Raw genomic sequence first — 16,464 nt, forward strand, 5'->3', positions numbered from 1 at the left:
GAATCGGACCGTTCCATCGAGGCTTGGAGCGGCCCTGGATGGGAAATATGCGGATTATTAGGCTTTCAGGAGGTTCTCGTGGTGCTCGAGAGGCTCGATGGACAGACTCTCTGACGACGACCTGGCGCTGTTACTGCTGATCCGATGCTTCGAGCTGAAGCTGCTCGCCCTCTTCGAGCGCGGCGAGCTCAACGGCACCACCCACACCTGCCTCGGCCAGGAGTACGTCCCCGTCTCCCTGCGCACGCTCCTGCGCGAGAGCGACTGGATCTTCAGCAACCACCGGGGCCATGGCCACTATCTGGCCAGGTTCGAGGACCCGGAGGGGCTGCTGGCCGAGATCATGGGCAGGAAGGGGGCGATCTGCGACGGCGTCGGCGGCAGCCAGCACCTGAAGCGCGACCGCTACCTGTCCACCGGCGTGCAGGGCCAGAGCCTGCCCGTGGCGGCCGGGGTCGCGTTGCGGCTGAAGCGGCACGAGCCGGGCGCGCTGGCCTGCGCCTACATCGGCGACGGCACCTGGGGCGAGGGCGCCGTGTACGAGGCGCTCAACCTGGCCCAGCTCTGGCGGCTCCCGCTCCTGGTCGTGGTCGAGCACAACGGCATCGCCCAGTCGACGCCGACGGGGCTGCAGATGGCGGGCACGGTGGAGGGTCGGGCGCGGGCGTTCGGCGTGGCGCACCACCGGGTGGACCTCGCCGAAATCCACGCGATCCGCGCCCAGCTGGCGCCTCTCGTCGACCGGATACGGACGGAGTCGAGCCCGCTGGTCGTGGAGTTCGCCACCCATCGCCTCGGCCCCCACAGCAAGGGCGACGACACCCGGCCGCCGGACTTCCCGCGCTTCGACTGGTACGCCGCCTACCAGGCCGCGCACCCCGTACAGTCCGCCGCGATCGAGGCGGAGGCCCGTACCCGGATCGACCGGATCGCGGCCGAGGTCGCCGCCCGGCCGCCGTCCGCCTGGACGGCGGCGTGACGGTCGCTGGGGCGCCCGCGGGGCGGGCGCGGGTCGGCGAGAACCTCAACCGCGCGCTGCACGGCCTCCTCGAGGACGACCCCTCCGTGTACGTCCTGGGCGAGGACCTCCTCGACCCCTACGGCGGCGCCTTCAAGATCACCAAGGGCCTGTCCACCCGCTTCCCCGGCCGCGTGCTCACCACCCCGCTCAGCGAGGGCGCCATCGTCGGCGCGGCCTCCGGCCTGGCGCTGGCGGGCGGCAAGGCGGTCGTCGAGATCATGTTCGCCGACTTCGTGGCGCTCGCCTTCGACCAGATCCTCAACTTCGCCGCCAAGTCCGTCACCATGTACGGGAGCCGCGTGCCGCTCCCGCTGGTGATCCGGTGCCCGTCCGGCGGCCACCGCGGCTACGGCCCCACCCACAGCCAGAGCCCTCAGAAGCACTTCATCGGGATCCCCGGGCTGTCGCTGTTCGAAATGTCGCCCTTCCACGACAACCGGGCCGTGCTCGACCGCATGCTGGCGCTGGGCGAGCCGTGCCTGCTGTTCGAGGACAAGGTGCTCTACACGCGGCGCATGTACGAGGTGGACGAGCTGTTCACGTGGGAGCTGGTGGGCGACGTGGCGGTGGTCCACCTCGACACCGGAGGACCCGGCGGCCTCGAGATCCCCTCCGGTGACCTCGACTACGTGCTGATCACCCCCGGCGGGGTCGCCCACCGCGCGCTGGCCGCCATGCGAACCCTGCTGCTCGACCACGACCTGGCCGGCGTCCTGCTGGTCCCCTCGCGCCTGTACCCCTTCGACCCGTCGGAGCTGCTGCCGCTGCTCGGGCGGGCGCCGCTGGTGTGCGTGGCCGAGGACGGCAGCGCGGGCGGCACCTGGGGCGACCACGTGGCCGCCGGCCTGCACACCCGCCTCTGGGGCCGCCTCCGGCGCCCGGTCCGGCTGGTCAGCTCGGCGGACAGCGTGATCCCCACGGCCGCCCACCTGGAGCGCGAGGTGCTCGTCCAGGACTCCACGATCCGCCGTGCCGTGCTGGAGGGGCTGAGTGGCTGAGATCCGGGTGCCGAAGCTGAACACCAACGACTCGGCGTACGTGCTGCTGGAATGGCTGGTGGCGGATGGCGCGCCGGTGCGGGGGGAGGACGTGGTGGCGGCGGTGGAGACGTCGAAGACGGTGGAGGAGCTGGTCAGCGGGCACGACGGGATCCTGGTCCAGCTGATCCCGGCGGGCGCCGACTGCACCCCAGGCCAACCCATCGCCCACATCACCCCCCATCCCGCCCCCACAACCACCCCGCCCATGCTCGCCACGCCTCCGCCCACACCTGTCCCGCCCACACCTGTCGCGCCCACGCTTGCCACGCCTCCGCCCGCGCCGGTCTTCGATGGCGTTCCGGCTGCGGGCGCGCCTGCGACGGTCCCCGGGGGTGCTCCGGTTTCGGGTGCGCCTGCGACGGGCTCCGGTGACGCCGTGCCCTCCAAAGCGCCGCTGATCACGGCGCCCGCGCAGGCGCTCATCGACGAGCTGGGCATCGACCCCGCCCGCGTGCGCGCCCTGCCCGTGAAGGTGGTGCGGCGCGTCGACGTCGAGCGCCTGGCCGCAGCGGGCTCACCCTCGCCCCGCCTGCCAGCCCCACCCGCCGCCGATGGGCCCTCGCTGCCCGCGAAGGCCGCCGCCGCGTCGCCCGCCGTGGTGCCGCCGGCCATCACACCACCCCCGCCTACCGTGGTGCCGCACGCCGTTGCGCCGCCGGTCGTCGCACCGCCTGGCGAGACGCCGTCCGCCGCCGTACCACCCGCCGTTGCGCCCGTGACCGCGCCCGCTTCCGCCGCGTCGGCGGTCGCGTCGCCCGGTGCCGTGACCGCCCCCGTCGTCCCGGTCGGCGGGAGCGTGCGGGGGTTGAGTGGGAATCAGCGGGCCGTCGGGAGGACGGTGAGCCTTTCGCATCAGACGATCCCCGCCGCCTACACCGCCATAAAGGTGGACGTGGGCAAGGCCACCGCAGCCGCCCGCGACCTCACCAAGCGGCTGCGCAAGCTGGTCGGCCTGCCCGACCTCCTCATCGCCGCCGTCGCCCGCCTGCACCACGACTTCCCCCTGTGCTTCGCCACCCTCCTGGACGAGAACACGGCCGCCGTCCCCGACGCCCCCAACGTGGGCGTCACGATCGACCTCGGCACCGGCCTGTACGTGCCGGTCATCCGGGACGCGCACACCAAGGGGATCGAGGAGATCGCCGGGGAACTGGCCGGGTTCCGGAGGCTGGCCCAGCGGGGCGGGTTCAGGCAGGAGCACTTCGACGGCGGTAACATCGTCGTCACCCTGCACCACGACCGCGACATCGTCATGGCCGTCCCCATCGTCTTCCCGGGCCAGGCGTGCGCCCTCGCGCTCACCTCGCCGCAGCGGGAGGGCGAGCGCACGGTGGCGGTGATCGGGCTGGCCTACGACCACCGGCTGGTGAACGGCAGGGATGCCGTCCTGTTCCTCCAGGCGCTCAAGGAAACCCTAGAGGCGGCGTCGTTCGAGGGACTGTAGGCCGACCAGGTCGTCGGGGGCGGCGTCGGCGGCCTCGTCCACCAGGGACGGCAGCCGGGACCGGAGCGCCACGACCGCCAGCACCGCCATCGCGACCGCGAACATCACGTACATCAACCCCACCCCCCGCCCCGCCCCCGTCCCGATCAGCGCGCCGACGGTCGAGGCGAGCGGCCCGTCCGGGGCGAGCAGCGGGTCGAACACCGCCGCCCCGTACGGCGCCACGAGCCCGAACCCCAGCGGCAGCGTCGACCAGGCGATCAGCGTGTTCAGCGCGAACACCCGCCCGTGGAAGCGCTGCGGCACCTTCACCTGCACGATGGTGGCGTAGACCCCGTTGAGCAGCGTCACCCACAACGACATCCCGAACGCCCCGACCCCGATCGTCACCAGATCCGCCCGCAACCCCGTGACCAGGCAGAACGCGGCCAGCGCGAGCGTGCACCAGAGCACTGCCCGCATCCGCCCGCGGCCGGGCCCGCCCCACACCGTCATCGCCAGGCCGCCGAGCAGCACCCCGAGCCCCGACAGGAACGAGATCCGCCCCACGTCCTGCAACCCCGCGAACGACAGCACCAGCGGCGAGATCATCAGGAAGAGCGGCGACAGGAACACGTTCAGGACCGCGAAGAACAGCAGCATCCGCCGGAACCCGAGCTGCCCCCACGAATACCGGAACCCGGCCACCAGCTCCGTCATGACCGGCTCCTTGCGCCGCCAGGCCATCGTCGTGGGGAAGCGCACCACCAGGGTCACGGCGATCGCGAACACGTAGCTGACCACGTCCAGGACCAGGATGCCTTCGAGCCCGACGACCGCCATCAGCCCGGCGGCCGCCAGCGGCACGATGAGCTGCGTCATCCCACCGGCCATCTGCACGATGCCGTTCGCGTGGCCGAGGTGCCGCTTGGGCACGAGCTGCGGCACGGCCGAGCTGTAGGCGAGGCGCTGGAAGGTGAGCGCCACCGACAGCAGCGCGAGCAGCGGGTAGATGTGCCAGGTCTGCAGGTTGCCCGTCCACAGCAGCACGCCGAGCAGGAGCTGCGTCCCGAAGGCGGCGAAGTCGCCGCCGAGCATCACGGTACGGCGGTCGCCGCGGTCCACGATGGCGCCCGCCAGGGGGGCCACCACCATGCCCGGCACCAGGCCGAGGACGGCGAGCAGGGCGAACTGGGCCAGGGAGCCGGTGGTGAGATAGATCCAGATGGGAATGGCGAACTCGGTCAGCGACGAGCCCATGATCGACACCAGCTGGCCCCCGGCCACGACCAGGAACCGCCGCATGCTGGGCTGCGGCCCGGCGAGCGGGATCCGAGCCGGGGCCGGGGCAGCGACCGGGACTGGCCGATCGGATGAGGCCGGGGTCGGGATCGGGGCAGCGGCCGGGGCAGCGGCCGGGGCAGCGGCCGGGACCGGCCGAGAGGATGAGGCCGGGGCCGGTTGGGGGAGGTGGGAGGTGTCGTGAAGGCGCCAGTTCGGGCCCGAGGCCGGCTCGCCCGTGTCCAGGGCGAGGTGGGTGCGGGTCACGATCTCGGCCAGCTCCTGCGCCCGATATTTCAGGAAAAAGTGTCCGGCCTCATCCAACTCCACCACTGCGGCTGTCGGACTCAGGAAGTGCCACTCGCGAAACCGCTCCTCGAAGTACTCGGTCGCCGGATCCCGCTCGCCCGCCACACTGATCACCGGCGCCCGCAACGGCTCCACCGCACTCTCGAACAGCCCGGTGAAATACTCCTCCGCGGCCTCGGTGTCCTCGCGCATGTTCCTGATGATGTGCCGCGCCTGCCCCGGATCGAGCTCGCTCATGTCGAGCCCCATCGAGGTCAGCCAGTTGGCGTAGCTGCGGTCGCTGCGCAGGTACTCCCGCCGCGCCAGCCGGGACAGCGCCGCCAGCACCCGGTTCCCCGGCCGGGCGAACGGGAAGATCGCCCCGATGTAGACCGCTTCGAGCCGCCGCCCGGCCGCCTCCAGCCGCCGCGCGATGGCGACCGTCAGCGCCGACCCGACCCCGCAGTGCCCGTACAGCGCGAGCGGCCCCCGTACCTTCTCCAGGATCTCCCGCACGCACCGGTCGGCCACCTCCTCCAGGGGCAGTCGCTCTTCGTCGAGCCCCACGTCGTGCCCGGGGATCGCGACCGCCCACAGCGCGTGCGTGGCGGGCAGCGCGTCGGCCAGCGGCTGGTAGGCCACCGCGGCGCCCCCGCCGTACGGGACGCACACGTACGTGAGCTCGGCACGCGGGCGGCGCGGCGTCAGCTCGTGCAGCAGCCCGCGCGGCCCGGCGGCGGCGCCGCCGTCGGCGAACGCGGCCAGCTCGCGCACCGTCGGATGCTTGAACAGGTCCACCACCGCGACCGGCGACGGGAGCTGCCTGCGCAGGCGCGCCACGACCTTGATGGCCAGCAGCGAGTGCCCGCCGACGTCGAAGAAGTCGTCGTCGATGCCGAAGTCCGCCCCGTCGAGCACCTCCGCCCAGACGGCGCTCACCAGCCGCTCGGTGTCCGTCTCCGGCGCGGTGCGCCTTCCGGCGGGAGCGGCGGAGGGGACGGGGAGGCGGCGGCGGTCCACCTTGCCGTTGGACGTGAGGGGCAGGCTCGGGAGGGCGACGAACCGGGCGGGGATCATGTACGCGGGCAGCGTCTCGGCGAGGTGGGCGCGCAGGCGCACCGGGTCCGGGTGCGCCGTGACCACGTACGCGACGAGCTGCGCCCCCGTGCCCCGCCCGTCGGTCGTGACCACGCACTCGCTCACGTCGGGGTGGCGGGCGAGATGGGTCTCGATCTCGCCGAGTTCGATCCGGTAGCCGCGGATCTTGACCTGGGCGTCGGCCCGGCCGAGGAACTCGATGACCCCGTCGGCGGCGTACCGGCCGAGGTCGCCCGTGCGGTAGAGGCGCTCGCCGGTGCGGGGGTGGGTGCGGAAGGAGGCGGCCGTCCGCTCGGGGTCGCGCCAGTAGCCGGTGGCCACGCCCGCGCCGCCGATGTACAGGTCGCCGGGCACGCCCACGGGGGCGTCCCGCATGCCGGGGCCGAGGATGTGGAACGTCTGGTTGGCCAGGGGGCGGCCGTACGGGATGGAGGTCCAGGACGGGTCCACCCGGCCGATCGGGTACGAGATGGACCAGATCGACCCCTCGGTGGCGCCGCCCAGGCTGATGACCTCGGCGTCCGGGGCCAGGGCGCGGATGCGGTCGGGGAGCGTCAGCGGGATCCAGTCGCCCGACAGCAGGACCAGGCGCAGGGAGCTGAGATCGGTGCCCTCATGCTCGGCGTGGTCCACCAGGAGCTCCATGAGCGCGGGCACGGAGTTCCAGACGGTGACGCGTTCCCGCTCCACGAGGCGGGCCCAGGCGGCGGGGTCCTTGTCGGCGGCCGGGTCGCCCATGACCAGGGTCGCGCCGACGGCCAGCGCGCCGTAGACGTCGTACACGGACAGGTCGAAGCTCAGGGCCGACAGCGCGAGGAAGCGGTCGGCGGGGCCGACGCGGAAGCGCTGGTTGAGGTCGCGGACGGTGTTCAGGGCGGCCCGGTGCTCGATCATCACGCCCTTGGGGGCGCCGGTGGAGCCGGAGGTGAAGATCACGTACGCGAGGTCGTCGGGGGAGGCGGGGCAGTCGAAGGGCGGGGCGTCCGCGTCCGGGAGCACCGCGAACCGGGTCACCCCGGCCGGCCAGGACAGCTCCAGCCAGGGCTGGGTGACGGCGATCGCGCATCCGCCGCGCTCGATCAGCTCGAAGCGCCGCCGGTCGGGCAGGTCGGCGTCGATCGGCAGGTACGCCGCCCCGGCCGCGTTGATCGCCAGCACCGCGACGACCTGCTCCCAGCCCCGCTCCATCACGACGGCCACCAACCGGCCCGGCCCGGCCCCGGCCGCCCTGAGCTCGGCGGCCAGCGCCCGCACCCGGCGGCGCAGCTCCCCGTACGTGATCTCGCCCCCGGGATGCCGCACCGCCACGGCCCCGCTCCCGGCGCCGGCCATGACCGGCTCGTGCAGCAGGCCAGGCGGGCCGAGGTCGACGGCGGTGTCGTTCCAGCGGCGCCGCTCCTCCCGCTCCGGCGGCGTCAGCAGCTCCAGCTCCGACACCGGCACCGCCGGATCGGCCGCCACCCCCTCCAGCAGCGTGGCCAGATGCCCGGCCATGCGTTCGATCCGCTCGGCGGAGAACAGCGCGGTGTTGTAGACGAACAGGAACGACCCGCCGCCCCCGGTGTAGAGCTCCAGGTCGAAGCGGGTCGCCCACACCCCAGGCTCGAACCCCTCCAGCGTCAGCGGCCCCGGCTCCGGCTCGCCGCCGTAGTTCTGCATGGCGAGGATGACCTGGAACAGCGGCGACCTGGACGGCTCCCGCGCCACGTTCAGCTCCGACACCAGCCGCTCGAACGGCACCTCCTGGTGCGAGTACGCGTCCGTGGCCAGCTCACGCACCCGGTCCAGCAGCTCCGCGAACGACGGATCCCCGGACAGGTCCACCCGCATCGCCAGCAGGTTGACGAAGCACCCGACCAGGTGGTCCAGCTCGGGCAGCGCCCGCCCGGCCACCGGCGAGCCGATCGCCACGTCGTCCTGCCCCGCGTACCGCCCGAGCAGCACCGCGAAGGCCGCCAGCAGCACCATGTACGGCGTCGCGCGGTGCTCCGCGCCCAGCCGGTCCAGCCGCTCGGCCAGCTCGGGCGCGATCGCGAAGTGGTGCGCCGCCCCGGCGTAGGTCAGCTCGGGCGGCCGCGGCGCGTCGGCCGGCAGCTCCAGGGGCTCCAGCCCGGCCAGCCGGTCGCGCCAGTAGCCGACGTCGCCGTCCGCGCGTTCGCGCTGCCAGGCGGCGAAGTCCCCGTACGTGACGGGCAGGTCGGGCACCGTCCCGCCGGTGCAGAACGCCACGATCTCGCGCAGCAGGAGGTTCGCCGACCAGCCGTCGGCCGCGATGTGGTGCACGGCCAGCGCCAGCACGTGGTCGTCGGGCGCCAGCCGTACCAGCAGGGCTCTCATGACCGGGCCCGACACCAGGTCGAACGGCTCCGCCAGGAACGGCCCCACCAGCTCCCTGGCCTCCTGCGCCGACGCGGCCGCGGCGACGGTCAGGGGGACCTCGGTCTCGTCCGACACCAGCACGTCCGGCTGCCCGTCCGGGCCGGCGGGGAAGCGGGTGCGCAGCGGCTGGTGGCGTTCGCAGACGCGGCGCAGCGCCGCCGCCAGGGCGTCGGCCTGGAGCGGCCCGCGGACCCGCCGCACCAGCGGGATCGTGTAGGCGGCGTTCCCGGGGGCGTACTGCTCCATGAACCACAGCCGCTCCTGCGCGTACGACAGGGGCGGGGGCCGGTCGGCGGGCAGCGCGGGGATGGCCGGCCGCGATCCGCCGCGCCTGCGCAGCCGCTGGGTGAGCAGCGCCCGCTGGGCCTGCGTCAGCTCGGTCATGGACCCTCCTCCGTCAGCCTCATGACCTCCTCCTCGGACAGCCCCGCCACCTCGGCCACCAGCGCCTCCTCGACGGCCTGCGCCAGCGCCGCGACGGTACGGCGGTCGAACAGCGTACGGATCGGCAGGTCCACCCCCGCCAGGGCGCGCAGCCGAGCGGCCACCCGGATGGCGAGCAGCGAGTGGCCGCCGAGGGCGAAGAAGTCGTCGAACGCGCCGATCTTGTCCGCGCCCAGCACCTCCGCCCAGACGTCGGCCACCAGCTCCTCGGCGTCGGTCCTGGGCGGCGTGCCGTCGCTCCCGACGGGGGCGTCCGGCTCGGGGAGCGCGGCCCGGTCGAGCTTGCCGTTGCGGGTGAGGGGCAGCGCGTCGAGCAGCACCCAGTGCGCGGGCACCAGGTACGGCGGCAGCGCCCGCGCGACGTGCTCGGCCAGGCCCCCGGCAGTGGCCTCCCCGCGCGCGACCACGTAGGCGACCAGGTCGCCCTCCCGCGCGAGCACGGCCGCCTGCCGGACGTCGGGGTGGCCGAGCAGGCAGTGCTCGACCTCGCCCGGCTCGACGCGGAACCCGCGCACCTTCACCTGGGCGTCCAGGCGCCCGAGGAACTCCAGCCGGCCGTCGCGCCGCAGCCGCACCCGGTCGCCCGTCCGGAAGTAGCGGCCCTGCGGCAGGGTCATGAAGGGCGTGCCGGGGGCGTTGAGGTAGCCGCGGGCCACGCCGGGGCCGCCGACGTACAGCTCGCCGGGCGCGCCCGGCGGGGTGGGCGCCCCGTGGCGGTCGAGGACCTGGACGGGTGTCGCCGCCACCGGGCGGCCGATCGGCGGGTGCGGGTCCCCGCCCGCGAGTTCGGCGCACGTGGCGATGATCGTCGTCTCCGTGGGGCCGTAGGTGTTGACCAGCCGCACCCGGTCGCCGAAGCGTTCGCGCCAGCGGGCCACGGCCTGCGCGCGCACCTGCTCGCCGCCGAGGATCACCAGGCGGAGCCGCTCCGGCCAGGCGATCTCGCCGATCAGGTCCACCAGGTGGTGGAAGTAGGCGGTGGGCAGGTCGAGCACGGTGACGTCGGGCCGCCGGGCGAGCAGGTCGGGCAGGGTGGCGCCGCCGCCGGGCAGCAGCTCGACCGTGGCGCCCGCGGCCAGCGCCGGGAAGATCTCCTCGGCGTGGGTGTCGAAGCTCAGCGAGGCGAGCTGGACGACGCGGTCGCCGGGGCGCAGCCCGTACGCCGAGCGCATCCACCGGACCCGCTCGGCCAGTCCGGCCTGCTCGACGGCGACGCCTTTCGGGGTGCCGGTGGAGCCGGAGGTGTAGATCACGTACGCCAGGCCGGGCCGGCGTTCCGTGGGGCTCGTCCCCGGCTCGATCCCCGCCGCGACGACGAGGGACGTGCCCGCGGCCATGGTCCGCAGGCGCTCCGGCGGGTACTCGGGGTCCAGGGGCACGTAGGCGGCGCCCACCCGCCAGATCGCCAGCATGGCCACCACCGCCTCGACCGAGCGGCCCGCCCGCAGCCCGACCAGGTCCCCTTCGCCCGCGCCCCGCTCCGACAGCTCCGCGGCCAGCCGCGCCACCCGCCGCTCCAGCTCGGCGTAGGTCACGGCCTCGGCGCCGCAGCTCACGGCCACCTCGCCGGGATGCGCCGCCACCGACTCGGCGATCATCGCGGGGACGGTCTCCGCCGTACTCGCCGCAGGACGGTCGAGCGACGCGAGCAGGGCCTCGTCGGACGGCGTCAGGACGGGCAGGCGCGACAGGGGCACCCGCCGGTTGCCCGGGTCGGCCACCCCCCGCAGCACCACCGCGAACCGCTCCGCCAGCTCCGCCACCGTCTCCGCGTCGAACAACCCGGCGTCGTACCCGAACGCCACCCGCAGCCGCCCGGGCGACCGCCACGCCTCCACGGTCAGGTCGAACTTGGCCTGCCGGTACCCGTCGTCGAAGAACGCCATCCGCACCGGGCCGAGGCGGTCGCGTTCGCCGTCGGCGGTCTGGCTGTTCAGGGTGAACAGGGTCTGGAACATCGGCTTCCTGACGAGGTCCCGCTCCACGTCCAGCTCGGCCAGCAGCTGCTCGAACGGCACGTCGTGATGGGCCATCGCGTCCAGGACGGTCCTGCGCGTCCTGGCCAGCAGCTCCTCCAGCGCCGGGTCGCCCGACAGGTCGCCGCGCAGGACGAGCGTGGTGCTGAGGTAGCCGATGAGGGGCTCCAGCTCCACCCGGTCCCGGCCCGCCGTCGGCGACCCGACCAGCACGTCGTCCTGCCCGGTGTGCCGCGACAGCAGGATCTGGTACGCCGCCAGCAGCACCATGAACAGCGTCACCCGATGCCGGCGAGCCGTCGACTCCAGCTGCGCGAGCAGCTCGCCCGGCACCTCCAGCAGGTGGAAGTCGCCACGCGTCGCCCCGGGGCGGTGCGGCCGGTCCGTGTGCAGGTCCAGGGTGGGCGGGTCGGCGAGCTGGGCGCGCCAGTAGTCGAGGGCCGCGCCGCGGTCCTGCTCCCGCCGCCACCCGGCGACGTCCCCGTGCTGCACGGCCAGCGGCGCGAGCTCGGCGGAGGCGTACAGGGCGGCCAGGTCGTCCAGGAAGACGGTGATCGACCAACCGTCGGCCACGATGTGGTGCAGGACGACGCAGAGCACGTGGTCTTCCGGAGCGATCCGGATCAGCGTGACGCGCAGCGGCGGCGCGGCGCCCAGGTCGAGCGGGGCGTTCGTGCGCGCGGCGACGAGCGCGCGGGCCTCGGCCTCGTCGCGGGCGGCGAGCCGCTCGATCCTGGCGAGGGCGGGCCGCTCGACCACGGCCACCGGCCGCCCGTCCACCTCGGGGAAGCGGGTCCGCAACGACTCGTGCCGGGCGACCAGCCCGGTCAGCGCCCGCTCCAGCGCCGCCTCGTCGAGCGGGCCCTGGAGCCTGCGCACGATGTACATGTTGTACGAGGCGTCGGAGGGATCCAGGCGGTGCAGGAACCACAGGCGTTCCTGGGCGGGGGAGAGCGGCGGCAGCGTGCCGGCCGGGCGCGGCACGAGGGGGCTGCCCGGCTCGCCCGCGAGCTCGTCCAGCGTCGCGGCGAACCCGGCGACCGTGGGATGCGTGAACAGCTCCCGCAGCGGCGCCGCCGTCCCCGCCGCCGCCAGCCGGGCGATGACCCGGGTGGCCAGCAGCGAGTGGCCGCCGAGCGCGAAGAAGTCGTCGTCCGCGCCGAGGTCGCCGGTGCCCAGCACCTCGGCGAAGATCCGCGCCACCTGCCGCTCCCTGGCGGTGACCGGCGCGCCGCCCCGGCCCGCCGCCGGCCGCGCGGGCTCGGGCAGCGCCCGCCGGTCCACCTTCCCGTTGGGAGTCAGCGGCAGGGCCTCCAGGGGCACGACGACCGAGGGCACCATGTACGGGGGCAGCCACTCGGCCGCCCGCTCCAGCAGATCGTCCGGGCAGACCGCCCCGGCGGAGGCGACGTAGGCGACCAGGTCGCCGCCCCGCACCACCACGGCCGCCCGGCGCACCCCGGGGTGCCGCTCCAGGGTGGCCTCGATCTCGCCCGGCTCGACCCGGTGCCCCCGCAGCTTGACCTGGCCGTCCCCGCGTCCCAGGAACTCCAGCGTGCCGTCGGCCAGCCACCGCACCCGGTCGCCCGTCCGGTACCACCCGTCCGGGAACGCCTCCGGCGGCTCCCCCGGCGAGCGCAGGTAGCCGAGGGCCACCCCGGCGCCGCCGATGACCAGCTCCCCGGGGACGCCGATGGGCGCGGGCGAGCCGGTGCGGTCGAGCACCCGTACCGTGGTGTTCGCGAGCGGCCGCCCGATGCTCACCCGGTCGGGGGAGGGCGGCACCTCCCAGGCGGTGGACCAGATCGTGGTCTCGGTCGGCCCGTACATGTTGAGCAGCCGCCCCACCCGCCTGCGCAGCCGCCTGGCCAGCGCGAGCGGCAGCGCCTCGCCCCCGGCCAGCGCCACCAGCCCCGACGGGTCCAGCCCGGCGGACAGCAGCATGCTCCACCCCGACGGCGTGGCCTGCACGTGGGTGACCCCGGACGCGCCGATCAGCCGGGCCAGCGCCACGCCGTCGCGCACGGCGTCGTCGCCGGCCAGCACCAGCCGCCCGCCCGTCACCAGCGGCAGGTACAGCTCCAGCCCGGCGATGTCGAACGACAGCGCCGTGCTGCCCAGCCACACGTCCCGCGGGCGGGAGCCGAGCAGCCGTTCCATCCCGGCCAGCAGGTTGACCAGCGCGGAGTGCGGCACCGCCACGCCCTTGGGCGTGCCGGTGGAGCCCGAGGTGTGCAGCACGTACGCCGGGGCGCCGGCCGCCGCCTGCGACGTGGCGAAGGACCCCTCGGACGCGGGCCCGACCCGTTCGACGTGCCCGGGCAGGGGCGCGGACGGGCCGGCCAGCGCGACCCGCACGCCCGCCTGCGCGAGCATGGCCGCCACGCGCCCGGCGGGCAGCGCCGGGTCCACCGGCAGGTACGCGGCCCCCGCCATCATGACGCCCAGCAGCGTCCCCGGCAGCTCGGCCGAGCGCGGCAGGCACACCGCCACGACGGACCCCGGCCCCGCCCCGCGCGCCCGCAGCCCCGCCGCGACCAGCCGGGCCCGGTCGGCCACCTCGGCATAGGTGCGCGCCTCCACCGCGCACTCCACCGCGCACTCCACCGGGCACTCCACCGGGCACTCCACCGCCACGGCGTCCGGCCGCAGCTCCGCCTGCCGCAGGAACAGGTCCACGACCGTCCCGGACGGGAGGTCGGCCGCGGTGTCGTTCCAGGAGTCCAGCAGGCGGCGCTCCTCGGGCGGCAGCACCTCCAGCTCCGACACCCGCGCGCCGGGACGGCGGACGGCGGAGCCCAGCAGCGTGAGGAACCGCGCCGCCAGCCGCTCCACCGTGTCCCGGGTGAACAGCTCGGCGCTGTAGACGAACGCGCCCCGCAGCCCGCCGCCGTCCGGCCACAGGTCCACGCGCAGGTCCACCATCGCGGGCGGCGTGCCGTGCGGGAACGGTTCGCTCGCCAGACCGGCGAACGTGGCCGCCTCGCCGTACCCGACGGCCGCGTTGTGCAGCCCGAACATGGTCTGGAAGAGCGGCGTGCGGCTGAGGTCGCGTTCGATGTCGAGCGCCGCCAGCACCCGCTCGACGGGCGTCTCGCCGTGCGCCATCGCCTCCAGCACGGTCCGGCGGGTGCGCCGCAGCAGCTCCGTGAACGCCGGATCGCCCGACAGGTCGCCCCGCAGCACCAGCGTCGAGGCGAACAGCCCGACCATCGGCTCCAGCTCCGGCCGGCTCCGCCCGGCCGTGGGCGTGCCGACCACGATGTCGTCCTGCCCGGTGTGGCGGGCCAGCAGCGCCTGGTACGCGGCCAGCAGCACCATGAACAGCGTGCACCGTTCCGCCCGGGCGAGCCGTGCCAGCGCGGCCACCAGCGCGGGGTCGAGGTCGAACCAGGTCTCACCGCCCGCGCTGCCCCGGCGGGCCGGGCGCGGCCGGTCCACCGGCAGGTCCAGCGGCGCGGCCCCGTCGAGCCTGGCCGTCCAGTGGTCGACGTCCATTTCCGCGTCCGCGTCGGCCTCGCGCTGCGCGTCGGCGTACTCGGCGTAGGTCGTGGCCAGCTCCGGCAGCCCGGCCGGGGTGCCGTCCAGGCGGGCCGAGTAGCACTTGGCCAGGTCGTCCATGAGCACGTTCAGCGACCAGCCGTCGCCGATGATGTGGTGCAGGACGACGCACAGCACGTGGTCGCCGGGGGAGAGCCGGACCAGCGTGACGCGCAGGGGCGGCGCGGAGCCCAGCTCGAAGGGGGTGTTCGCGCGCTCTTCGAGCAGCCGCGCGGCCTGCTCGGGCGTGTCGAGGTCGACGCGCTCGACCGGCACGGGGCCGGGCGGCTCCACGATCGCGACCGGCTGGCCGTCGTGGTCGGGGAAGCGGGTGCGCAGCGACTCGTGCCGCGCCACCACGTCGCCGAACGCGCCGGTCAGGGCGTCGGCGTCGAGCGGGCCGGAGATCCGCCGTACGACGGCCACCCGGTAGGCGGGGTCGGCCGGGTCGAGCCGGTGCAGGAACCAGAGCCGCTCCTGGCCGAGGGAGATCATGCGCGCAGCTCGCTGACCGCCGCCGCCACCCCGGCGACCGTCGGATCGTCGAGGAACACGTCGAACGGCACCTCGACGCCGAGCCGTTTCCTGATCCGGGCGCTGATCTGGGTGATGGTCAGCGAGTGGCCGCCGAGGTCGTACAGGTCCTCGTCGGGGGCGAGCTCCTCGATCCGCAGGACCTCCATCCAGATCTGCCGTACCTGCTCGACCAGATCGCCGTCCACCGCCCCCGCCGCGGCGCCCGGCAAGGGGGCCTCGACCGGCGCGGGCGCCGGCACCGGCGCCGCGCTTGGCAGGGGCAGGTCGGCGAGCCTGAGACCGGGGTCGGCGGCGAGCACGGCCCGCAGGTGCTCCCCGGCCCGCTCGACGTGCTCGCGCCCGATGACCTCGGGGCTGTAGTGCAGGGTGAGCCGGAGCCCGTCGGCGCCGTCCACGGCCTGCAGGTGCAGGACGTTCCTGACCATGTGGTTGGACATCTTCCACTCGGCCACCAGGCCCAGCCCCGGGAAGGCCACGTCGGCCGCGCGCCGCCGGAAGCTGATCGACACCGGCGCCAGCGCGGGGCGCGGCCGGATGCCGCCCGCCGCCCTGGCCGCGGGGATGTCGCGGAAGCGGTTCAGCTCGCGCAGCCGCGCCCGCAGGTCGTGGGCCAGCTCCGGGAGGGTGGTGTCCGGCGTGGGCGCGGAGTAGAGGGGTAACTCGGTGGCGAACAGGCCGATGTGCTCCCTGGTCTCCGGCCGCCGGGTGGACATGGCGACCGCGACCGCCGGCTCGGCGTTGCCGTACCGGAAGAGCAGGGCGTGCACGGCCGCCAGGAACAGCTCGAACCGCGTGACCCCGGCCTCCTCCCATCCGGACAGCTCGCCCGTCAGGTCGAGCAGGACCGTCTCGCCGCGGCCGGCCGTCCGCGCGGTCCCGGACACCCCGTCGACGACCACCGTCTGCCGGTCCCGCCAGTGCTCGCGCCAGTACGCCGCGGCCTCGGGCGGGATCGCGGCGGCGGCCCCGTACGGCATGGGCAGCGGCGGCAGGGGCCCGCCCGAGTACGCCGCCGCCAGGTCGCGCACCAGCAGATCCTTCGACATGCCGTCGAACACCAGGTGGTGGCCCACGAACAGCAGCAGATGCCGCGACGGCCCCACCTCCGCCAGCGTGAACCGCGCCAGCGGCCCCCGCCCCAGGTCGAACGGCCGCGCGATCTCCTCGCGCACCAGGCCGTCCACGTCCGCCGCCCGGACGAACGCGACCGGCGGCCGGTCGGCGGCGGGCACCAGGTGCAGCTCCCCGTCGCGGTCCTCGAACGCGCACCCCAGCACCGGGTGGCGGGCGAGCACCGACTCGCACGCCTTCAGCATCGCCCCCCGGTCCAGCGGGCCGTCGAACCACATGGCGAACGGCATGTGGTAGGCCGTGCCGCCGCCGTGCATCATCTCGGTGATCCACATGCCGTGCTGGGCCTGCGATGCCAGGACCATC

Annotated in this window: 6 protein-coding genes; 3 read left to right on the forward strand and 3 right to left on the reverse strand. The window is 74.7% G+C overall.

Annotated elements, in window-relative coordinates; translation table 11 throughout:
- The first annotated feature begins 97 nt into the window (after window positions 1–97).
- The 3 genes from HD596_RS37075 to HD596_RS37085 are packed head-to-tail and all read left to right on the forward strand — an operon-like array spanning window position 98 to window position 3,505.
- A complete protein-coding gene (locus HD596_RS37075; RefSeq protein ID WP_185074142.1) occupies window positions 98–979 on the forward strand; it encodes a thiamine pyrophosphate-dependent dehydrogenase E1 component subunit alpha in 882 nt (293 codons plus the stop codon).
- On the forward strand, window positions 976–2,019 hold the full coding sequence (locus HD596_RS37080) for an alpha-ketoacid dehydrogenase subunit beta (RefSeq protein WP_185074143.1): 1,044 nt from the start codon (window positions 976–978) through the stop codon (window positions 2,017–2,019). Before HD596_RS37075 ends, HD596_RS37080 begins: the two co-directional genes overlap by 4 nt.
- Window positions 2,012–3,505, forward strand: a complete 1,494-nt coding sequence (locus HD596_RS37085) for a 2-oxo acid dehydrogenase subunit E2 (RefSeq protein ID WP_185074144.1) — start codon at window positions 2,012–2,014, stop codon at window positions 3,503–3,505. Before HD596_RS37080 ends, HD596_RS37085 begins: the two co-directional genes overlap by 8 nt.
- Here HD596_RS37085 and HD596_RS37090 read toward each other — a convergent pair.
- From HD596_RS37090 to HD596_RS37100, 3 genes are read right to left on the reverse strand one after another with little or no spacing between them, the layout of a single operon-like run.
- Window positions 3,476–8,914 carry a non-ribosomal peptide synthetase/MFS transporter gene (locus tag HD596_RS37090; RefSeq protein ID WP_185074145.1) on the reverse strand — a complete coding sequence of 1,813 codons (5,439 nt, stop codon included), beginning with the start codon at window positions 8,912–8,914 and terminating at the stop codon, window positions 3,476–3,478. The two genes, HD596_RS37085 and HD596_RS37090, sit on opposite strands and share 30 nt — an antisense overlap.
- Complete coding sequence (locus HD596_RS37095; RefSeq protein WP_185074146.1) at window positions 8,911–14,985, reverse strand: non-ribosomal peptide synthetase; 6,075 nt, start codon at window positions 14,983–14,985, stop codon at window positions 8,911–8,913. The genes HD596_RS37090 and HD596_RS37095 overlap by 4 nt, the downstream gene beginning before the upstream one ends.
- Entirely contained in the window at window positions 14,982–16,463 is a 1,482-nt protein-coding gene (locus tag HD596_RS37100) for a condensation domain-containing protein (RefSeq protein ID WP_185074147.1), read from the reverse strand. Before HD596_RS37100 ends, HD596_RS37095 begins: the two co-directional genes overlap by 4 nt.
- Window position 16,464 lies beyond the last annotated feature (1 nt).

The sequence above is a fragment of the Nonomuraea jabiensis genome (assembly GCF_014204795.1).
In the GTDB taxonomy this organism is placed as follows: Bacteria; Actinomycetota; Actinomycetes; order Streptosporangiales; family Streptosporangiaceae; genus Nonomuraea; species Nonomuraea jabiensis.

Bases quoted from the DNA above. Each gene is read 5' to 3' on its own strand.
- HD596_RS37075 (WP_185074142.1), top strand. From the start codon at position 98: ATGGACAGACTCTCTGACGACGACCTGGCGCTGTTACTGCTGATCCGA.
- HD596_RS37090 (WP_185074145.1), bottom strand. From the start codon at position 8,914: ATGACCGAGCTGACGCAGGCCCAGCGGGCGCTGCTCACCCAGCGGCTG.
- HD596_RS37095 (WP_185074146.1), bottom strand. From the start codon at position 14,985: ATGATCTCCCTCGGCCAGGAGCGGCTCTGGTTCCTGCACCGGCTCGAC.
- HD596_RS37100 (WP_185074147.1), bottom strand. From the start codon at position 16,463: ATGGTCCTGGCATCGCAGGCCCAGCACGGCATGTGGATCACCGAGATG.